At 67.8% G+C, this 20,411-nt stretch carries 21 protein-coding genes and 1 pseudogene; 17 read left to right on the forward strand and 5 right to left on the reverse strand.

Going from position 1 to position 20,411, the window contains the following annotated elements; genetic code table 11:
- Window positions 1-76 precede the first annotated feature (76 nt).
- The 14 genes and pseudogenes from ACFVDM_RS37280 (at window position 77) to ACFVDM_RS37345 (ending at window position 14,595) form a co-directional block, all read left to right on the forward strand.
- Window positions 77-913, forward strand: coding sequence for a DUF317 domain-containing protein (locus ACFVDM_RS37280; protein ID WP_383651134.1), 837 nt, complete (start codon window positions 77-79; stop codon window positions 911-913).
- Window positions 914-1,485: 572 nt separating this feature from the next.
- Window positions 1,486-2,244, forward strand: coding sequence for a DUF317 domain-containing protein (locus ACFVDM_RS37285; RefSeq protein WP_383651135.1), 759 nt, complete (start codon window positions 1,486-1,488; stop codon window positions 2,242-2,244).
- Window positions 2,245-2,284: 40 nt separating this feature from the next.
- Entirely contained in the window at window positions 2,285-4,072 is a 1,788-nt protein-coding gene (locus ACFVDM_RS37290) for a type IV secretory system conjugative DNA transfer family protein (protein WP_383651136.1), read from the forward strand.
- A gap of 181 nt (window positions 4,073-4,253) precedes the next feature.
- Window positions 4,254-5,030: a hypothetical protein gene (locus ACFVDM_RS37295; protein ID WP_383651137.1), complete on the forward strand. Its 777-nt coding sequence runs from the start codon at window positions 4,254-4,256 to the stop codon at window positions 5,028-5,030.
- Between the two features lie 208 nt (window positions 5,031-5,238).
- Window positions 5,239-5,952 carry a DUF317 domain-containing protein gene (locus ACFVDM_RS37300; RefSeq protein ID WP_383651138.1) on the forward strand — a complete coding sequence of 238 codons (714 nt, stop codon included), beginning with the start codon at window positions 5,239-5,241 and terminating at the stop codon, window positions 5,950-5,952.
- A 560-nt stretch (window positions 5,953-6,512) separates the two neighbouring features.
- On the forward strand, window positions 6,513-7,385 hold the full coding sequence (locus ACFVDM_RS37305; protein WP_383651156.1) for a hypothetical protein: 873 nt from the start codon (window positions 6,513-6,515) through the stop codon (window positions 7,383-7,385).
- Window positions 7,382-7,537 (forward strand): annotated as a pseudogene (locus tag ACFVDM_RS37310) (DNA cytosine methyltransferase); the annotation flags it as partial. The gene ACFVDM_RS37305 and the pseudogene ACFVDM_RS37310, both read left to right, overlap by 4 nt.
- Window positions 7,538-7,716: 179 nt before the next feature.
- Window positions 7,717-8,172 carry a 2'-5' RNA ligase family protein gene (locus tag ACFVDM_RS37315; RefSeq protein ID WP_383651139.1) on the forward strand — a complete coding sequence of 152 codons (456 nt, stop codon included), beginning with the start codon at window positions 7,717-7,719 and terminating at the stop codon, window positions 8,170-8,172.
- A 271-nt stretch (window positions 8,173-8,443) separates the two neighbouring features.
- On the forward strand, window positions 8,444-9,028 hold the full coding sequence (locus tag ACFVDM_RS37320; protein ID WP_383651140.1) for a hypothetical protein: 585 nt from the start codon (window positions 8,444-8,446) through the stop codon (window positions 9,026-9,028).
- A 179-nt stretch (window positions 9,029-9,207) separates the two neighbouring features.
- Complete coding sequence (locus ACFVDM_RS37325) at window positions 9,208-10,401, forward strand: DNA cytosine methyltransferase (protein WP_383651141.1); 1,194 nt, start codon at window positions 9,208-9,210, stop codon at window positions 10,399-10,401.
- Window positions 10,401-11,519, forward strand: coding sequence for a DnaB-like helicase N-terminal domain-containing protein (locus ACFVDM_RS37330; protein WP_383651142.1), 1,119 nt, complete (start codon window positions 10,401-10,403; stop codon window positions 11,517-11,519). Before ACFVDM_RS37325 ends, ACFVDM_RS37330 begins: the two co-directional genes overlap by 1 nt.
- 240 nt (window positions 11,520-11,759) lie before the next feature.
- On the forward strand, window positions 11,760-12,917 hold the full coding sequence (locus ACFVDM_RS37335) for a DUF317 domain-containing protein (RefSeq protein WP_383651143.1): 1,158 nt from the start codon (window positions 11,760-11,762) through the stop codon (window positions 12,915-12,917).
- A 366-nt stretch (window positions 12,918-13,283) separates the two neighbouring features.
- Complete coding sequence (locus ACFVDM_RS37340; RefSeq protein ID WP_383651144.1) at window positions 13,284-13,520, forward strand: DUF397 domain-containing protein; 237 nt, start codon at window positions 13,284-13,286, stop codon at window positions 13,518-13,520.
- Window positions 13,521-13,608: 88 nt separating this feature from the next.
- The gene (locus ACFVDM_RS37345) at window positions 13,609-14,595 is read left to right on the forward strand and encodes a helix-turn-helix domain-containing protein (protein WP_383651145.1); all 987 of its coding nucleotides are present in this window, start codon (window positions 13,609-13,611) and stop codon (window positions 14,593-14,595) included.
- A gap of 1 nt (window position 14,596) precedes the next feature.
- On the opposite strand, the gene ACFVDM_RS37350 is transcribed toward ACFVDM_RS37345, so the two are convergent.
- From ACFVDM_RS37350 to ACFVDM_RS37360, 3 genes are all read right to left on the reverse strand, one after another.
- On the reverse strand, window positions 14,597-15,403 hold the full coding sequence (locus ACFVDM_RS37350; protein WP_383651146.1) for an SAM-dependent methyltransferase: 807 nt from the start codon (window positions 15,401-15,403) through the stop codon (window positions 14,597-14,599).
- Between the two features lie 198 nt (window positions 15,404-15,601).
- Complete coding sequence (locus ACFVDM_RS37355) at window positions 15,602-16,081, reverse strand: hypothetical protein (protein ID WP_383651147.1); 480 nt, start codon at window positions 16,079-16,081, stop codon at window positions 15,602-15,604.
- 163 nt (window positions 16,082-16,244) lie between these two features.
- Window positions 16,245-16,427: a hypothetical protein gene (locus ACFVDM_RS37360; RefSeq protein ID WP_383651148.1), complete on the reverse strand. Its 183-nt coding sequence runs from the start codon at window positions 16,425-16,427 to the stop codon at window positions 16,245-16,247.
- A 544-nt stretch (window positions 16,428-16,971) separates the two neighbouring features.
- Here ACFVDM_RS37360 and ACFVDM_RS37365 point away from each other — a divergent pair.
- The gene (locus tag ACFVDM_RS37365) at window positions 16,972-17,667 is read left to right on the forward strand and encodes an HNH endonuclease family protein (RefSeq protein ID WP_383651157.1); all 696 of its coding nucleotides are present in this window, start codon (window positions 16,972-16,974) and stop codon (window positions 17,665-17,667) included.
- Window positions 17,668-17,773: 106 nt separating this feature from the next.
- On the opposite strand, the gene ACFVDM_RS37370 is transcribed toward ACFVDM_RS37365, so the two are convergent.
- Window positions 17,774-17,995, reverse strand: coding sequence for a DUF397 domain-containing protein (locus ACFVDM_RS37370; protein ID WP_383651149.1), 222 nt, complete (start codon window positions 17,993-17,995; stop codon window positions 17,774-17,776).
- Window positions 17,992-18,924 carry a helix-turn-helix domain-containing protein gene (locus tag ACFVDM_RS37375; protein WP_383651150.1) on the reverse strand — a complete coding sequence of 311 codons (933 nt, stop codon included), beginning with the start codon at window positions 18,922-18,924 and terminating at the stop codon, window positions 17,992-17,994. The genes ACFVDM_RS37370 and ACFVDM_RS37375 overlap by 4 nt, the downstream gene beginning before the upstream one ends.
- 200 nt (window positions 18,925-19,124) lie before the next feature.
- Here ACFVDM_RS37375 and ACFVDM_RS37380 point away from each other — a divergent pair, with 200 nt between their 5' ends.
- Complete coding sequence (locus ACFVDM_RS37380; RefSeq protein ID WP_383651151.1) at window positions 19,125-19,613, forward strand: ATP-binding protein; 489 nt, start codon at window positions 19,125-19,127, stop codon at window positions 19,611-19,613.
- A gap of 4 nt (window positions 19,614-19,617) precedes the next feature.
- Window positions 19,618-20,346, forward strand: a complete 729-nt coding sequence (locus ACFVDM_RS37385; protein ID WP_383651152.1) for a hypothetical protein — start codon at window positions 19,618-19,620, stop codon at window positions 20,344-20,346.
- Window positions 20,347-20,411: the final 65 nt, after the last annotated feature.

Here is a 20,411-nt window from a genome sequence, read left to right on the forward strand (position 1 = left end):
GCACCTTGACCGACACGCTCGCTGACCTCACCGCCCTGTACGGCAGTTCTTCCACGAGCGAGTCGGTTGCCCGCCGGTGCTGAGTTCACAACAGGTCACCGCCTTCGCCGACGAACTCGCCACGCAGGTCCCGTACGACACCGGCCCCCGCCACCTCGCCGGCCCCGGCGATGCCCGCCACGTCACCCACGGTCTGGCCGCCGCCGGCTGGGACACGGTCTCCGACCCCCTGAGCCCCAAGGTCATCCTGGTGAGTCCCGATCGCCGCCACCACCTCCAGTTCGATCCCCAGCCCCGCTCCTCTGCACGGTGGCGGCTCCGGGCAGAATCGGCCCACAGCAAGCCCGGCTGGCACGCCGAGTTCGGAGCGCACGTGCCCGCCGAGGTCCTCGCCGGCCTCACCGACGCGCTCGTCGCCCGCACACATGTCAGGTCACCGAGCCCGCTGTCCGAACTGGACGCGGCGGGCTGGCTCATCGACGGCCGGGGCATGGCCTACACGGACAACTGCACGGTGGAGCGCCACTCCGGACAAGGCCCCAGAACCGTTCCGTGGGATCAACAGGGCCCCGTTGCCTGGTACATCAGTGTGCGCGACCTCCCGCCCGACATCGGCAGCAGTGGCACCCATCTATGGCACGCCACCTTTCACCGCGGTACGCCCGAGCACCTCGTCGCCGCGTTCTTCACCGCACTCGTCGACACCGCACCTCTGCAGCGCGGACTGGTCGACCCCACGGCCACCTACGGCGTGACGCAGGACCGCAGCCCGCTCACTGCGGAGCAGACAGCCGACGCGTACACCCGCCGGATCAAAGCAATCCGTGCAAGGGCCCGCTCGGCACACCGCCGGCAGACCCACTCCGCGACCGCAACGGTCCCGCCCAAGCCCGTTCCCCCGGCCCGCCACTGAACCGACAGGACCCCTCCCATCTCCCGAGACCACCACCATTCCCTGCGCCGCCTCGACGACTACCTGCGCGACAGCACGAAGATCCTCGCCACCTGGGACGCCTACTCCGAGGAGCACACCGACCTCGACGGATGGCCCCACGACGACCACGCCTACGGCCTGCGCGCAAGCCAACGCGACGCCGAGACGGCAGAAGCGTTCGAGTCGCTTCGCCACGGCGCCCGGCACCTGCTGGCCACAGCCGAGGCACAGCTGACCCGGCTTCCGGCAAGCACGGTCCAGAGCCGCTGGGTCTACCACCTCGGCGTACTGCGCAACGCCCTCGACCGCCTCGACGAACTGCACGAGCAGTGGCCCCTCACCCTCGATGCCCTCCCCACCACCGCCCAGCCCGGCACACCGGACTACGACGACGCCCTCGCCGGCCACCACGCCGAATCGTGGAGCTACCTCGACGACTGGGCCACCCACGGCACCGCGATCCTGGAAATCAACACCGCGGCCCGCACAGCACCCTCCCTACTGGCCCCCACCCCGGCCCTCGCACCCGTCCGGCGAACGGCGGCACGAAAGTGACCACGGACACCGTCGAGGTCGACTTCATCACCCCGCGCCACCTCGCCAGCGGGGGCGATCCCGCCTGGATCACCATTCCCCTCCACCGCGCCTGTGGCTGGAGCCACGGCAACGACCCGTTGATGCCGCGCGTGCTGCTCGCAAGCCCCGACCAGGCGGCCCTTCTGCGCCTGGAGCCCCGCCCCGACCGTCCGTGGTGGACGCTCCGGCACGCCGCCGCACCGGACCGACCCGCGTGGACCGCGACCTTCGGTGCGCGCACACCGGTCGAGTTGATCGCCGCCGTCACCGACGCCCTCACCGACCCGGCATCCACCCACGACTCATCGTGCGACCCGTACTCATCGCTCCGACAGGCGGGCTGGACCCGGTACTTCGACGACGGACTCGTCTCCTTCGACAACACGTCGTACATCGAGCGCCTTGCGCCACCGGCCGAAACCGGAGCCTGGGCAGTCACCACCATCGCAGTCGGCACCCGAGACGGGGGCTGGAGTGCATACTTCGGTGCTCATACCCCGCGCCACCTCGTGGCCGCTTTCACCGCTGGGCTCGCCTCCCCGGAACCTCTGCTCCGTACGGACAGCGGAAGGACGCCGAACCATTCGGTCCGCGAGACCCGACGAGTGCCCGCCGCAGATGTCGCCGGCGCGCTGGAGGACCGGATCCGGTCACTCGCCTCCCGGTACACCGCCCCCGCGGTGGTGCCGGTCCCCTCTCGGCACAGCCCACCGAAGTATGGCCGCAGCCGCTGACCTTCGCACTCACTGTCTCTCCCCCGGAAGTACGTAGTCGTTGCCCCCTCCCTCCTCCAGCAGCAACACCGACGGATACGACCTCGTCCTGCGCCTCCTGCTCGGCGCGATCGCGGTTCTCGTCCCTCTCGCCCATCTGGCCTGGCTGTCCGGAAACGTCACCGCCTACCTCACCGGCGCCACCCCTGCCCGATACGAGCCGACAGCTGCCCTCCTCCACCCCCACCAGGTCTGGCCCACCGCCGGAGAGACGTCCCTGCTGATCGGCGCCCGCGTCGTCCCCGTTGTCGTGTTCCTCGTCCTCGGGGCTACGGCAGGCGTTCTATGGACCCGGCGCCGAAGCCGGGGCGGCCGAAAGAAGATCACCGACATGGCCAAGGCCCAGGACATCGAACCGCTGATGGCCAAAGCGATCACCGCGAAAGCCCGCTCCCTGCGCCCCAGCCTCAAGGACTCCAAGCACATCGCGGCCAAGGACACCGGTGTCCTACTCGGCAACCTCAAGGGCACCCGTCACGAGGTCCGCATGGGATTCGAGGACGTCGCCGTCGCGATCATGGCCCCGCGCTCCGGCAAAACCACCTCGCTCGCCATCCCGTCCATACTCGGCGCCCCCGGACCGGTCCTGCTGACGTCGAACAAGGCCGCCGGGGACGCGGTCACCGCCACCCACGAGATGCGGGCGCGGGCGGGGACGGTGTGGACCATGGACCCGCAGCAGATCGCGCACGCCGCCCGCGAGATGTGGTGGAACCCCCTCGCCTCGGCGAAAACCCTGGACGGCGCGAACCGGCTCGCGGGGCACTTCCTCGCCGCGTCGGTGGACGCCTCCCAGCAGGGCGACTTCTGGTCGAAGGCCGGCAGCAACATCCTGTCCCAACTACTGCTGGCCGCAGCACTCGACGAGCGCCCGATCACCGACATCATGCAGTGGCTCGCCTTCCCCGCGGACCGCACCCCGCTCGACATCCTGCGCGACCACGGCTTCGCCGCCGTCGCCGCCCAGCTCAAGGGCACCGTCGAAGGGCCGCCCGAGACCCGCGACGGCATCTACGAGACCGCCCGGCAGTACGCCTCCGCCCTCCTGAACGCGGAGATCGCCGCGTGGGTCACCCCGCAGAAGGATGTCCCCGAATTCCGCCCCGAACTGTTCGTCACGTCCACCGACACGCTGTTCCTGCTCAGCAAGGACGGCGGAGGCGGGGCCTCGGCGTTGATCGCCGCGTGCGCGGACTCGGTCATGCGAGCCGCGACCGCACAGGCCGAACGCGCCGGCGGGCGCCTCGACCCGCCCATGCTGGCGATCCTCGACGAGGCCGCCAACGTGTGCAAGATCAGCGACTTGCCGGACCTGTACTCCCACCTCGGCAGCCGCGGGATCATTCCCATCACCATTCTCCAGTCCTACCGCCAGGGCCAGAAGGTCTGGGGGGACGCGGGCATGGACGCGATGTGGTCCGCCTCCACCGTCAAGGTCATCGGCTCCGGAATCGACGATCCCGACTTCGCCGACAAGCTGAGCCGCCTGATCGGCGACCACGACGTGGAGACCACCTCCACCTCGCACTCCGAGTCCGGCAAGAGCACGTCGGTGTCGATGCGGCAGGAGCGGATCCTGCCCGCCGACGCGATCCGCGCACTACCCAAGGGCACCGCGCTCTGCTTCGCGACCGGGATGCGCGTCGCCGTGCTCGATCTTCGGCCGTGGTACCTCGAACCCGGGGCGGAGGAGCTGTCCGCCGCCTCTGCCCGCGCATCCCAGGGCATCACCGCCCGCGCCGTCGCCAAGGCGGCTCCGAAGCAGTCCGACTTCGACACCGCCGCCTGACCCACCACCCCTCACCTCTCCACCGCACCGGCTTTGCCCGTATTCCGTCCCGCCTGGAGTCCGGCCCTTTGATACCCGTCCACGAAGTTCCCGACGACTGGAACGTCGCCGGCATCGTCGATTCCTACGCGCCCGTGCGGCAGGCGCCACCGCTCACCGTCAGGCCAGCACTGTCCGCCGGATGCGCGGCCTCGCCTCGTACGCGCGCGTGAATCCCGACGCCACACTGTTCGAGGTTCCGCCGCCGCCGACCCCCGTCGAGCGACTGCTCCACCTGGCCGGTCAGTACGTCCAGCACAACGACGCCCTCGATCTCCTCCTGTCCTCCACCGCCCCGCCTCGGCCGGACACCCACGCCGAGTCGGCGCTGCGCCTGGCAGCCGACACCCAGTCCGCGATCAAGGCGATCAAGAACGAACGACTCTACGAGAGAGCGGAGCTGACCGAGACGGTCATGCGCCTGCAGCAGCTTGCCTTCCTCGCCACCGCCTCGTCGGACCTCCCTACCGGGACGGCCCGGGAACTGACCGCTCTGGCCCCGGAAGCGGCGGTCAGCTGCGCAGTGACCCTGGCCGACGAGACCCGTCGGCGCCGCTGGTCCTCCGCCCCAGCCACCGATCAACGGCTGACCGCCGTCCAGTACAACGCCCTGACCGAGATCGCCCGCGGGCACGTCGTGACCGGCAGTTCGCTGGGCCGGGAGTTCACACGCTCCCGCGAACCCAAGGTGCTGATGAGCACCCTGCGCGCGCTGGAGGCGAAGGGCCTGGCCGAGAGAACCACGGCCTCGGCGCACGCCGCCTACATCGGCGGCCCGCCCCAGAACCGCGTACGCCTCACCGCACCAGGAATCACCTCCCTCGCCTCGGTCATCGGACGGCCCCCCGCAAGGCCGAGCACCACGTCCCCGTCCCATCCCCTCCCGGCCACCACACAGGCCCCCGCCCAAACCCGCTGAACCATCCCAGGAGCAACCCATCCCCACGACCCCGATCGATCACCACAAACAAGTACGCCAGACAGGGCAGTCGACCCGCGACTTTGAAGCCCTCCGGGTGCGCCCGCACGACGTGTCGTACACGCCCGGCAGGCCCCGTCCTCGCTCCACCCTCTCGACGGCGGAGTCCACAGCTCCGAAGGGCCGCAGCGGCGCGGGCGGTTCGCCGATGAGCCCGTACGCTCCCGACGAACGGGTTCTGGTCTCCCCGCGGTACATGGCTGGTGCCGGGGACCGGATCGCCGACGTGATCGGCCCCCTTACCCACCTCTTCGGCTGGAAGGCCGAGCAGAATGTCGGCTACGTGGACGTCAGTGTCGGCAGCCCCGACGGCAGCGTGGCGGTCGACATCGCTCTGCTGGAGCCGCTCGGAAGATGGATCAAGGTCGCCCACCACGAGCCGTACTGGGAAGCGGTGTTCAGCCGACAGGCCCCACTGGAAGCAGTGGCCGCGTTCACCCAGGCCCTGCCCCAGCTCCTCGGCGATGACCGCCACGCCGAGCGGATCCCGGTCACACGAGAGCCCTTGGACCAGGTTGCCGCCCTCAACGGCTGGTCCGCCGAAGGCAACTCCTTCGTCTCGCCCGACCGCTACTGCCGAATCGAGAAGATGCCGGACGCGGACGATGGCTGGAGCGTCGAGCACGTCCACTTCGAGGGGACGGCGACGATGGCCACCTTCACGCGGGACACCCCCGAGCACCTCGTCGGCAACTTCTTCACGCATCTCGCCTCGCCGATCGCCGTGGAGCGTGACTTCGCTGACGTCCCCCTCAACACCCAGCAAAACCACAGCAGCCTGATCACCCCGGTCCGCGGCGCTGCAATCAACCCACAGGTCGCTCACGCCCTCGCCCAGCTCGGCATCCCACACCGTCGCTAGCCATTTCCGTTACGGAGCCACCCCTGCCCCAGAAAGCCCTCCCCGTTGAGCCTCATCGCTCAGCCGGGCACTGACCATTCGTCCCTTAACTTCCTACACCTCCCGGCTCCCCCTCCGTGCTCGACTTCGCCCGTGTGCTCGCCGAATCAGATACCTGGCGCTACTCTCCGCGACGTCACCGTGCACTTCGCCGTCCGGCGCCAAGCAGCAGCCCAGCACGGCTACCGCTCCCGCGGCGGCCCCGTGGCGGTCTACGCCCAGGCCCTGCACGCCCATCTCTACGGTCCGCCAACGAACGAGGAACGCCTCCCGCCGCCCTGGCGCGCACTGTTGAGAACGAGCGCTGCGGAGCCGACCGTCGCCTCGGCCGCCGACCTGCTCGACGGGCTCCTCGCGCTGTGCCACGCGCTGCGCCGAGAGCACTCCCAGTCGCCCGCCGTACCCGTACCGCCGACGCGCCGAGATCCCCCTCCGCTCCCCCACGCCCTCCAGGACCCACCATCACCGAACAGCCCCAGTTTCGCGCCCTGTCTCTCGGCGCCGGAGTCCAGTCCAGTGCCCTGCTCGCCCTGTCCGCCGCAGGTGCCCTTCCCAAGGTCGACTACGCGATCTTCGCCGACACCGGCTGGGAGCCCCGCGCCGTCTATGAGCACCTCGACCGCCTGGAGCGTGAGATAGCCGCCCCGGCCGGCATCCCCGTCCTGCGCGTGTCCACCGGGAACATCCGCGACGACGCGCTCGACCCACACCACAGGTTCGCCTCCATGCCGCTCTACATCCTCAACCAGAACGGCAAGGCCGGGATGACCCGGAGGCAGTGCACCGGCGAATATAAGATAAAACCAATAAAAAAGCAGGTCAGAGCCCTCCTCGGTTACCCCTACCCCGCCCGGATCCCGCGGGAGGTGTTCGTCGAGCAGTGGGTCGGCATCTCGACCGACGAGTTCCACCGCGCCAAGGACGCGGACGTGAAGTACATGCGCAACCGGCACCCACTCATCGACCTGGGCTGGTCGCGCACCGACTGCATCCGGTACCTGTCCTCGCTTGACCTCGCCAACACCCCGAAGTCCTCCTGCTTGGGGTGCCCGTTCCACGGCAACGCGCAGTGGCGCCACATCCGTGATACCTCGCCCGAGGAGTGGGCGGACGTAGTCGAATTCGATGCTGCCATCCGGCAGGGCAACGCCCGCGCCAACGCCAGCGGCAACCGCCTGCTCGGCCAAGCCTTCCTGCACCGCTCACGAATCCCGCTGGCCGAGGCCCCCATCGACCACGTCACCGCCGCTGAGTGGGCCGCCCTGCAGCAGGAACTCGGCGACGATGAAGACGCCGCCGCACTGGAAGAGGGCGTCACCGACGGATGCTCGCCCTGGGCTTGCCGGGGCGAGGCAGACGCCCTGACCCGTGACGACTTCGGGCTGGCCACATGATCGTGCTCGATCTGTTCGTCGGCCCCGGCGGATGGAGCTACGCCCTGACCGTTCTCGGCGTACACGATATCGGCCTGGAATGGGACGAGTAGGCATGCAAGACCCGCGCGTCAAGCGGGCAATTGACCATCCGCACGGACCTTTCGGTGTGGACGGGGATTCTGAACGCGGCCTCGTGGAGAACTTCTTTGACCGGGTGAGCGCCGTCTGGCCTGCAGGCCGCCGCGATCTCCACTGGCACATCCTGCCAACCTACGACGAGGCCGCCGATCTCCTGGCTCCGTACGCAGGGTTCTCCCGGCCGGGTCTTCCGGGCGTACCGGTAGAGGGCATGCACTGCACGCTTCTGCACGCCGTCGGGCTGGCGCGTACCGGTGTCGATCTGGAGGGACTCCTCAAAAACGTGGGAGCCTTCGCGCGTACGGTGGAGCCCTTCGTCCTCACCTTCGACCGGCCAGCAATCGGCAACGTGGCCGTCGAGATCAGCGGGTGGCCGCAGAACCCGTTCGCGAGCATCGTGGACTACCTCACCGGGGCCATGACCCGCGCCGGGAGCGTCTTCAAGGCGGCGCCGAGCCGTTACCCGCACATGTCCGTCGCCTACACCTCGGACGGTGCTGAGCTCCTGGAGGCGGCCGGACTCAAGGCCGAGCTTTCGGCCATCGACGGCCCTTTGTCCGGAACGGTCCTCGCGGACCGGCTCCACCTCGTCGAGCAGTGGCACGACGGCCGCCACATCACCTGGGAGCCCGTCGCGGTCGTTCCACTGGGGGGCATTGAGATATGAGCGAGTACTGCTCTCGGTCACGCGTACCGCTGAGTCGGGCGCCGATCGACCACGTGCCGGCGGCCGAGTGGGCCGCCGACGAGGCCGACGTCCTAAAGGTTGTCCCGTAACTCTGGAGACCGTTTACCAATGTCCGGTTCGACCTGCTTGGCCTGAATCCCGATGAGGCCGCGAGCCGGGATAGAACCGGACAAGTCGATCTGGCTGTGGCGGCCTACTGGCCATTTCCCCGAGTTGCGGGACAGCCTTTAGAGAAAGGCATCGAAAACGCATGACCAACTTCTCCCAGGCACTGGCTTTGCACGACATGGCCAGCCTGATCGACCGTCTCCGATTTCAGCTACGCGCCCTTCCTGCACCGCCATCCCTTCCGGGAGTAGAAACCCTCTCCGCGCGAAGCAACATCTTGGCAGCGATCACCAAAGCTGTCTGCGAGAAGGTCGATCAATGCCTTATCGACCTACCATCCCAGGGCTCAACGGAAGCTGTCCAGGCATACAGTAAAACTCTCGCCCCGCTGGGTGAGGTCGCTACTGAACTCGGTCGAATACAAGCAGAAGTCGCCACGTACAAGTTCAGCATCTACCCCGAGCACAAAAACGATAGGGTCGAGCTGGCACGACGGGCCGGTCTGGCCAACAAGGTTGTTTCTGAAAGCCGTGACACGGCTGACAGAATTCTCGAAATGGTTGTCAGCGGCCTCCGGGAGGAGGCAGCCACACTGGCACCGCCCACCGCAGGCAGGCTCCAGGGAGCAATACCCTCGCCATACGCTTCTGGCGTCGAACAGAACCGATCCACCCCTGCCGCACCACCACCCCCAGCGCCGCTCAAGAACGCATCGAAGATGCGCTGACACGCCGATCCAATTTGGTGATTCAGCTTCCCGGTGCAGGGAATTCACAGCATGCGCGCAATTCATCCCTCCAGCTCGCTACAGAAGACCCATAATTAATGAAAGAAGGACACAGTCAGCGTCTTGATAACTAATCTGCCTCCAGGGAACTCCCCGTCCCTGCACGAGAGCTACGGGTTTTGATTCTCGACCTTTTCGCGGGGCCGGGTGGCTGGAGCAGAGCACTCCAAGTTCTCGGTCTGGCCGACGTCGGGCTGGAATGGGACCATTGGGCGTGCAAGACCCGGGCGCGTGCTGGCCAGTTGACGGTCCAAACCGACGTAGCGGCCTATCCGACGCGGCCGTTCGTCGGCCGCACGCGCGGTCTGATTGCCTCGCCACCGTGCCAGGCGTGGAGCCTGGCGGGCAAGCGCTTGGGGCTCCTCGACCAGCCGCTGGTGCACACGGTCGTCGAGGACCTGGCCGCGGGCCGCGACACCCGCAAGCGCCTCCTCACCGCGTGCCGTGACGAGCGCTCCCTGCTCGCCGCGGAGCCGATGCGCTACCTGTACGCGCTAAACGCGGTCGGCGAGCCCGACTGGGTCGCCATGGAGGAAGTGCCGGCGGTATTGCCTCTGTGGAAGCAATACGCTGCTGTCCTGCGCGGGTGGGGATTCTCCGTCTGGTACGGGATCCTGAACGCGGCCGACTTCGGTGTCCCGCAGACGCGGAGACGAGCGATCCTCCTGGCCTCCCGTGTTCGGACTGCTCTGCCGCCTCCTCCCACGCACGCCCGACTCGCCGAGCCGGATTCACTGTTCGGTCCCGGCCGGGCCGAGTGGGTCAGCATGGCCGAAGCTCTGGGGTGGGGTGCGACCGACCGGCCGGTCCCCACCGTCTGCGCGGGCGGCGGAGACGGCGGTGGGCCCGAGCCGTTCCCGTCGGGTTCCCGTAAGGCGCTGTCCGACGCCCGGGAGCGCGGCACCTGGACGCCCCGGACGAACGCTGCGGCACGGGCGTTCACCGCCGAGACCCACCAGTGGTCATGGTCCCTGCGCAGCAACAACCAGGCCCACGCCACCGTCCGCCCCTTGTCCGAGCCAGCCGGCACCATGTTCTTCGGTCACCGTGCGAACGAGTGCACGTGGGTCGCCGAGCCCGCTGCGCCCTTGTCCGCGGGTGCCGACGTCCCGGCTGTTCCGGAGCCGATCAGGATCACCGCCCGCGAGGCCGGCCTGCTGCAGACGTTCCCCGCCGACTACCCGTGGGCCGGGAACAAGGGCCAGCAGTTCTCACAGATTGGGAACGCGATGCCCCCGCTGCTCGCCGGGCACCTCCTCGCCCCCCACCTCGGCGTCGCTCTTTGCCCCGACGACTTCACCCTGGCCGCCTGATGTCCCACGCCCCCGAACCCAGCGAGGACGATGTCGCCTCCATCCCACCGCCCCCGCCGGTGTTCCATGCCGAGCAGGCTCTCCTCGGGGCCCTCCTTCGCGAACCACACCGTCTGGACGATGTGAGCGGCATCGCCGCAGACTCCTTCTCCACCTCCGCACACGCCGCGCTGTTTACGGCGATCAGTACTCTGCCGCGGCCCGACCCCGCCGAGCACAGGAGGACCACCCGATGGCTCAACCGCGTGCTCAGCACCGCCCAGGGGCTGACTCGCGGGCTGACCGCCATACACCTGCACACACTGGTACAGGCCTGCTTGTGGCCGAGCCATGCCCCCGCGTATGCCCGGATGGTGGAGGCGGAACATGCGCGCCGCCGCCTGCAGTCGGCCGCCGAAGGCCTTGTCCACACCGTCCACGACACCTCCTTGCCGCACGTCGTCGAGAAGGTGCTCGCCGAAGCCGACACGCTCACTGCGGTCGTGGCCGACATCGGCCAGCGATTCCCCACACGCACAGGGGTACGTCCCCGCACCGCGGCACCGCCGCCCTCCGCCGTACCCAACCTCGCGGAAGCCGTCGAGGAGGAACAACTTCTTCTTGCCACCGCCACTGCCCGGCCCGCCGACATAGGCTCCGTCCGGTGGCTGCTCCCCGACGATCTGATTCTGCCGCTGCACGCCGGCCTGTGGGAGTGCCTGATCGCCCTGGCCCGCCGCAAGGAGCCCGTCGACCCCGTCACAGTCCTGTGGGAAGCACAGCAGCGCGGACTGCTGGACAGTGGGAGCCGGCCTGCCGACATCCTGCACGTACTCGCCGAACCCGAAGGATCCGTCGAGCACTGGGCCGACCGGGCCCTGGAGCGCTCGCTCCTCGCGACAGCCGAGCACACCGGTCAGCGCATCCAGGCCTACGCCCATGACTGCGCGAACACCCCCGGCCAGCTCGTCGTCGGCTCCCGTCGTGCCCTCGGCGACTTCTCAGCCGTCCGGGCCCGCTGGCAACGCGCCACCGGAGCCGCGCCGCCACCGCGGCAACGCCCCGCTCCAACGACCCGTGCCGGCCCGCCGACCACCACGGCCGCTCACGCCGCCCGCTCCGCACGCGCAACCCGGTAGCCCCCAAGACCCGGACCCGCCGTCGGCACGAAACACAAAACCCCAGGTGACTCCCCTATCGACGCTCACGTCCTCTTCACCACCCACCCCACTCACCCCAGCGCCGTACGGGCCATTTTGACCGGCTCGCAGGCCCACATCGCGACCGCGGCGTTGGAGTCCGCCGGGTGGAGTGCTGCTTCCCCTTCCGTTCTGGTCCTGGCCCGCATTGATCACGAGGAGCCGTACTACGCCGACCACATGGCGAAGGCTCTGGCGGCCGAGGGCATCGCCGTCGAAATCACTCCTCAGCTCCAGGAGGCCATCGACGAGGAATGGGCCTGGGCCGACTACCCCATGCCCTGGTGCACCCGAGGCGAGGTCCGCTGGGTCTCCGACCAGGCGCAGAAGATCCACGACGACATCCAGCACGGTCGTCTCCTCATCCACGCCCACGCCCGGGACGGCCACACGACCGTCGCAGTCGGCACCTACCTGCACCAAGGCGGCAAGTCCGTGTACCTCCACGGCGAAAACCACCTGCGCCAGGTCGCCGACACCTTCGACTCGCTCGCGGAGGCGATGACGGCCTTCAAACGGGTCCACGCATCCGAGATGCGCCTGGGTCCGGCGTCTCTGACCGACACCGAACGCGCCGCCATCGCAGCACGCTCCGTCAACGTCACCACCAGCGAGGCTGGCCCTTCCCACCCGGGGCACAAGACGGTCCCCGTCTACCTGGCGGACCCCGGCGACCACGACGCACTCCTCGATCGCTTCCTCGACAAGCACGGCGAGTTCCAGAAGTGGCGGACCTGGTCGGACGAGACGACCCACGCCATCCATGAGTCTCAGACCCTGCGTATCGAGCACGTCCACGAAGCCGACGCACACGAAACGGTGTGGACCGTGGCCGCGTACGAAACCCCTGTCTCCGACCGCATGTGGGTCCTCACCGCGACGGGCGCTACGCCCGCCCCGGCGCTGCAGGTTCTCTTGACCCACCTCGCCGACGGCGAGGGCAGGGACACCCGCATCGACGGCCCGGTCGACGAGCAGACAGCTACCGCGGCCACCCGGCCCCTGACTGAGGCCGGATGGGAGCACTCGCTGACGACCCGCGGGCTCCGCAGGATATCCCCCGACGGGGAAGCCGGCGTTCAGTTCGACCCCCTCACCTCGCAGCACCCCCAGAACCCGGCCACATGGACCATCTGGGCCGGGACCGACCCGGACCAGCCCACCTGGGCGATCAGCGCATCCCCCCGCACCCCGACTTCCCTGATCACAGGTCTCTGCGACGCCCTCGCCAACGAGACCGTCGTCCGTCAGTACCCGCTGGGCCGCGAACGCGCGAGAGGCCTGGTCACGCCCGCGCCGACGCCGACGGTCATGCGTCCCGCCGGCCGCTCGCGCTGATGGGCAGCAGGCCCTTCGCGAAAAACCGGCATACCGGCCACGCACCTCGATTGAATTTCGAATCATTTCCGTGAACCGAGCAAGAACCGGCAGGACCGTTTCCGTCACCACCCGAGTCCGGCCATTCTCTGCACCGCCGGAACAGCCCCACTCCCGACCAAATACATAAACATACTAATGCTTTGCATCTCGCCGACACCGCCCTTTCGGGGGACTCCACGGACGCCGCGAAGGATCTAGGATTTCCCTCGTTGTCACGAGTCGATGCAATTTTCATCGGGCTGTGAAATCAGCAGGGTCGCCAGGTTCAACCTGAGCTGCAGCCCGACCATCGGTGCAGCTCAGACAGGGAAGGGGCAGTGATACATGCAGCATCTCTTCAACGGAATGACCGCGAGTTCGATTACGGGGGCGCGGTGGAAGAAGTCTTCGGCGAGCGATGACGCGATCAACTGTGTCGAGGTTTTCATCGGGGATGGAACTCGCCTTGCGGTCCGGGACTCCAAGGCACCGGACGGCCCCGCGCTGGTGATCGGCCGCAGCGCCATGGAGGCATTCTTCGCGGGCGCGGGCAGGGGAGATCTGGGCGGGCTGACTGTCTGAAAAGCACCGGCCACAGGTTGCTCCGGGCGTGGCGGGTTGTCCATTCTGAGCGCGCGGCGGGAAACTGCGTCGACGCGAGGAGTTCACCATGTCCGGTCGGATTCTGGCCCTAGTGGGCCAGCAGGAGCAGGGGCCGCCCTCGACCCCGAAGGCCGCAGCAAGGCTCATCGGAGCCCTGCTGCGGTATCTGCGTACCCAGCAGCACCTCAACCTCGCGGACGTGGCCGGCAGGCCCGGCCTCGGGTCAGCGGCCACGCTGAGCCGGATAGAACGAGCTCGCGGCGACCAGCTCAACGAGGACCGCGTTCTCGCGCTGCTCACCTTCTACAACGCTCCCCAGGACGTCATAGATGAGGTCGCGCTCCTGCTCTGGCAGTCCCAGGGGCGACAGCAGCAGTGGTGGTCGAACTACTCGGACGTGGTCGGTGACCTGTTCGCCAGCGTGCTCGCCATGGAGGCCACGTCCAAGGTGATCAGGATCTACCAGGAGATCAACATTCCGGGTGTCCTGCAGACGGCCGGCTACGCGCGGGCGCTGATGGCCGACTATGCCCGTGCACAGCACGACCCGGAAGTGCGGCGTCGCAACCTGGAACTGATCGACCGGCGGCTGGAGATGCGCCAGATGCGCCAGATGCTCCTCGACCAGGAGGACGCCCCGATCATGCACATCATCATCGCCGAGTCCGTGCTCGCCAAGGAGCTGGGCGGCACCCAGGTGATGCGTGAACAGCTCCGGCACCTGTTCAACCTCGCGGAGAACAAGCCGAACGTCCACATCTACGTGCTGCCCGGGAAGGCGTTGCGCCAGGGATCCCCGCTGCACCCGGCCATGACGCTGTTCAAACCGCACGAAAGTGAAACCGGCAAGGCGGTCTACCTGGAGAACAAGAACCGCGGCGGCGAGTTCCTCGTCGACCCCGCCGAAGTCGAGACCTTTCAGGCGTCGATGGACGACTGGTGGGGACGGGCGCTGGACAAGCAGCAGACGCTGGCGCGGATCCAGATGTACATCGACCAGCTGGCGACCGAGCCCGAAGAGCCGACAGGGACCGAGCCCGCGACGGACATCTAGGTCAGCGGACGCGGGCGACCGCGCCGTACTCGATCCACTCGTCGGTCGTCTGTCTCGGGGCGAGATCGCTGTCGGGGAGCCAGCGGGAGACCTCGACGGGGGCGGTGGTGCCGACGAACTCCAGGCCGTCGAAGAAGCGGTCGACCTCGTCGGGCGCCCGGACCTCGCCCCAGCGCCCATCGGTCACCCTGTGCATGAAGTCCGTGATCTCCGCCCGCAGTGCGGGGTCCGGGCTGGTGAGCTGGGAGATCACCATGTAGCTGCCGGGCGGCAGGCGTTCTGCGACCGCGGCGATCAGCGACCACGGATCGTCCTGGCGGGGAATGCAATGGAGTACCGATACAAAGAGTGCCGCGACGGGGCTACCGTCACGGGTGAGCCGGCGCACTTCCGAACTCGCGAAGATGCCCTCGGTGTTGCGGAAGTCCGCGTCGAGCACCGCAGTGGTTCTGGGGTCCTCGGCCAGCATCGTGCGCCCGTGCGCGACGACCATCGGGTCGTTGTCGATGTAGACGACATGACTGTCGGGGTTGATTTCCTGGGCGACCTGGTGAACGTTCGGGCGTGTCGGCAGACCGGATCCGTGGTCGAGGAAATGACGGACACCGCATTCGCCGGAAAGGTATTTCACTGCGCGCACCAGGAATGCCCGGTTGGCCAGCGCGAGCGTCCGAGTGCTGGGTGCCATACGCAGCAGTTCGTCACAGGCATCGCGGTCCACTTTATAATTGTCAGTGCCACCCAATAAATGGTCGTACATTCTGGCAACACTGGGTTTGCTGATGTCGACGATCGACTCGCTCCTCACGTTCCGGCCGCACGTACCTCCCGGGAGGCGTCACAGCTCCCTGACGGCGGATCGCCCATGCTAGGAGGGCCGCCGACACGGGGGCTACCCGCATCCACGAACGGGCGAAACATGCCAACGCGAATCAGCCAGGCCAAACCGTATCCACACCCCGGCGCACTCCCGGCGCAACCGGTCACGAATTCACCAGCGGCATATTCACCAGCACTTCGACCGGGTGATGCCGCGCAGCGCGCGAGTGCGGAGCAACTCGAATCCGGGACCGTCCAACCCCATGGTGCGGGCGGATTCGGGAGCAGACAGCCCGACGCGATAGTGCAGCAGGAGGGCGTCAACCTCGCGCGGCGCAAGGACACTGCGCAGACGCCGCACGGAGGGCCTGTGGTGCGGATCACACTTGGCTGAGAGCAGGCCCCACGCCAATGCGGCCGGGGCGGCGGCCTGGAGAGTCGCGTCCCACTGAGCGGCCAGGTCGCGCAGCGCGCTGCGGGCTATGTCTGCGCCGAGGCGGGCGGATCCGGCCGCCGCCGCCCCGAAGGCCCGGTATGCGGTCCAGTGGTCCCGGCAGAACGCCTCGTAGGCGAGGAATCGCAGCCCTCTACCCGCCCGAGCCGCTTCGTCGGGGGCGTGGACGGGGTGAACCGCTTGAGCCAGGGCGCATTCGGCGCGCGTCGGCATGATGCTTGCCTTCCATACGCGAAGCAGTCGTGGAGCGATGCCGCCCCGGCGGCGGCAACCCAGCGAGGGTGTGGCGCCGTTCGGGAGGAACGGCCCGGCCCGCGAGGCCGGTTACGCCGGCCGCCACCCGAACAGGAGGTGGCCGGCGTCCGGTTCACCGATCTCAGCCGTGCCACACCTTGAGGTACGACACGGTGCTGCGGTCGGCCCAGGCGGTCGCCGCGAGCATCATGAGCGCCTGCGGGTGAAGCGGATCGGCGTGGAGGGCCGCCGAGACGAGTCCCACCTGGAGGAGTGAGCCGAGGCGGAGCGTCGCCTGGAAGGCACCGCTGATGGAAGTTTGCACGAGGGCCGCGAGCGGAATGCTAGCCTCAGTATTTGCCGGAATGACCCAATCGATCACCCGGCGGACGCGCTGAATCAATTACCTGCTCCTTGCGTGTTGTTGATCCGGCACGGCGAGAGGGGCTCCGACGCCGACACCACTCAACTTCGGAGCCCCTTTTCCGCGCCTTCCCCCGGAAGCTAGCCCAGCCCCGCCCCTCGCCGGGCCGGATGAGACCGATGAAAACGGACGGCAAAAATCCGGAAAGCATGCAGTCACATTCGCCACAACAATCCATCTCCGTCACACCGCAGTCACGCCCGATCACTAACTGATCGCATATGACCGAATCGGGGTAGTAATCAGCGGCAGCCAATGAAAACCGGGAGCACCATCGGTTGACAACGTCACCTGTTCGAGCGAACTGATGCCGCTGGGCGTAATCGGCGATGGAATTCGACTCAGCGCCTCTCTGCGGTGAAAAGCACCCGCCATCCGGGTGATCATCCCTGGTGGGCGCTTCCCGGTTGCTGGGATTCGCTCTAGAACGCCATTCGTGATCACCATGACGATGCGGCGCACCCTGCCCGCCCTCGCTCTCGCCGCCCTGACCGTCCTCGCGACATCCCTGCCTGCCGAAGCAGCTCGCTCACGGCCGGCGGCACCCGGCCCGTCACCCGCGGTACTGATGCCGCTCGCCGAGGCGATCGACCACCTGCCCATCGCCGCCGAACACCGGGCGGGATACAGCCGGTCTCTCTACAAGCACTGGAACAAGGGTCTGAACAGCACCGACGGCTGCAATACCCGCAAGGAGACCATCCTCGCCGAGGCCGTCGAAGCGCCCCAGGTCGGCGAGCGGTGCGCGCTGACGGGCGGTTCCTGGCTCAGCAGGTACGACAACGTCGTGGTCACCGATGCGGCCCGTCTCGACGTTGACCACTTCGTCCCGCTCGCCGAGGTCTACGACTCCGAGCAGGTTCCGTGGAGCGCGGCCCGGCGTGAGGCGTACGCGAATGACCAGGACAGCCCCGACACCCTGATCGCCGTCACCGCGGCCTCCAACCGGTCCAAGGCCGACAAGGACCCAGCCGAGTGGCTGCCCTCGGATACCTCATACCACTGCACCTACGCCGCCACCTGGGTCGGCACGAAGCTCCGCTGGGACCTCGCCGCCGACGAAACTGAGCGCGACGCCCTCCTCGCGCTCGCCCAGGAATGCCCTGCAACCCATGTCCGCTACGTGCCAGCATCCGTGTAACGGCAAACCCCACCGGGCCTGCTAGAACCCTTTCCTGATGCCGAGAGCCCTGCCGCTACACGTGCGGCAGGGCTCTCGCGATCACTCACGACGGGGCCAGGGCTGCCTAGACCTCTCCGCCGAGTACGCCTTGAACGAAGGCTGCCCACGCGGACGCGGTGGAGCACAAAGGTTCGCGCTCGGGGTGCTTGGAGTCGCGTACGGCCCTGGCGCCGCCGGGCAGGATGGCGATCTCCACGCAGTCGTTCTCTCCGGCGCTGTAGCTGGACTTCATCCAGTGGGCGGTGGCGAGATCGGGAGCACGCAACTCGCCCTTTTCATTGTTCACTTGCCGTTTCCTTCTTCCAGTATGCGGGTGATCAGCGCCAGCGACATGTCGCTGGGGAGGGCAGAGGCAACGACCTGCTCGAAGGCATCGGCATAGATCCGGGCCTCCCCGTCAGCCTCAACATAGGACGCTCCGACCAGGTTCTCCAGCAGGACGACGTCGGGCATGGGGTCGGGGAATCCGACCAGGCTGAAGCCACCGCTGGTGCCCGGATGCAGGGATGAGGTCAGCGGCATGATCTGAAGCGTGACGTTCGGCAGGTCGGCGGCATCGAGCAGGCGCCGCAACTGGTCTCGCATGAGTGTGGGCCGGGTCGCGACCCGCTGGTGGAGAACACGCTCGTCGATGATCGCCCGTAGTTTCAGGGGCCGTTCCGGCCGGGAGAGTACGGCCTGGCGCGCCATACGAACCTCGGCCAGAGCCACGACCTCCTCCGGGGTGCGGGTCGTGGCGTTCACGGTGATCGTCTCGCGGGCGTACGCCGCGGTCTGCAGCAGCCCGGGTATGAGCTGCGGCGACCAGATCCTGATGCCTTCCGCGTCGGACTCGAGAGAGATGTAGTCGGCATAGGCCGGGGAGACGACCCCTCTGTAGGTCTGCCACCAACCCTGCTGGCTGGCATGCTTGGCCAGGCCTTCCAGGGCCGTGAAGATGCCATCGTCCTGCTTGGCGTCCAGGCCGTATGCCGTGAGGAGCTGGGTGACCTCGGCCGGGCGGATGCGGGCCTTGGCGGTTTCGATCCGAGACAGCTTCGACGGGGCCCACGTGCCGCCGTCGCCGCCGGCTTGCTTGTCTCGCCGGATGACCTCCTCGACGGCCTCCTCAAGGGTGAGCCCTTTGGCTCCGGGCCCTGCCTGGATGCGGAACTGCCGCAGCGCCTCACCCAGGCGACGGCGGCGCACGGTGGGTACGGGTCGCGCGTTCGGCATGGGCGCAGTCTTTCACCGCTCCAGGGCGCAAGTCGATAGAACACCGAGCCTAAAACGCAAACTCGGGTGACAATATTGCGAGTTGAGCTTCAAACGGTGCATGCTCCTCCCCAAGGACGCGTCACCGTACTCAAGTTGGCGGGAACACGGTGTGCGCGAGATCTCGACGTGTGGCCGCATGCTGCACCACGGAGGAAGCCATGACGCTCATGGCGGAGACGGTGACGGAGTCCGCCCCCGGGTTCTACCTGATGAGGACAGACCGCGGATTCGTCGTGCACATGTGCGCCTGCGCGGAGCATCTACAGCGGTTGCGCGACATGACCGGCACAACGCTCAAGCTGGCCGGCGTCGGGCAGGAAGCGGTGGAGAGCGCGCAACTGGTGGCCTCTGAACTGGTAGGCAACGCGGTACGTGCTTGCGGTGACCTGGTCCCGCTGGTCGTGGAGCTCGGTGCCGAGAAATCCTGCGTCTCTGTCAAGGTCCACGATCCTGAGCCGAACCGTATGCCCAGGCGGCGCTTGACCGCCCTGGACGACGAGGACGCGGAAACCGGTCGAGGTTTCGGCCTGATCGACCTGCTCTCGCCCGGGTGGCAGACACGCATCACCCCTGTCGGCAAACAGATCATCTGCCGTGTTCCCGCGACCGACCCCTGCACCACCAACGCCACCACCGTCAAGGAGTGACCCAGTGACCACCTCTCCATCCGATCCGACCGGGCACAGCACTTCACCGGCCGCCCGCAACCACACACGAGCCGACGAGAACGACTACAGCCTCGCCCTCTCAACGCCCGCACGTGGCGGATTACCGCAGGCCGGCATTCCGCTGGACGGCACGATCGCGAGCGCCGCCGCACGGCTGGCCCGCCTCACCAAGCAGTCCGGCGGATCCGCCATGCCGCCCGTCCTGGCCCTGGGCATCTTCGAGCGTGTCGGATCGAACTGGTTCTCCGACTCCGTACGAGACGTGATGCCGCAGCACAACGAGCCCTTCCGCCAGCAGTTAGGACGCGAGCACCCGCTCTCGCCCGGCAACCGAGTCCCGCCCAGCCTTCACGGGACCGGACTCAGCGGCCTGGGCTGGCACCACCTGTTATGCGCACTGAGCGACCTGCACGGCCGGCCGCGGCACTTGGTCAAGGAGACCAACCTCTTCTTCGCCGCCGACACCGTCCTGGGAATGCTGCCGCACTCTCCGGCCATCGTCCTGACCCGTGCTCCGGTCGGCGTCCTGTCCTCGTTCGTCCGCGGCTCCCTGTGGTCCCGGTGGCGCTACAGCGACCGCTACGCACAGGTCGCAGCCACCGCCCGCGCCCCACGCTGGCGCTCCGTCTTCGCTCCCCTGCTTCCTCAGGACGACCCCGACCCGTCAACCGCCCTAGGTCGCCTAGGCACTGTTTCTCGGATCATGTTCTGAGCCAGATGACGAGGGCTGCGAGTGTGACGGTGCCGAGGTAGATGTAGGCGCGTTTCTCGTAGCGG

It is taken from the genome of Streptomyces sp. NPDC057682, assembly GCF_042799575.1.
GTDB lineage: Bacteria > Actinomycetota > Actinomycetes > Streptomycetales > Streptomycetaceae > Streptomyces.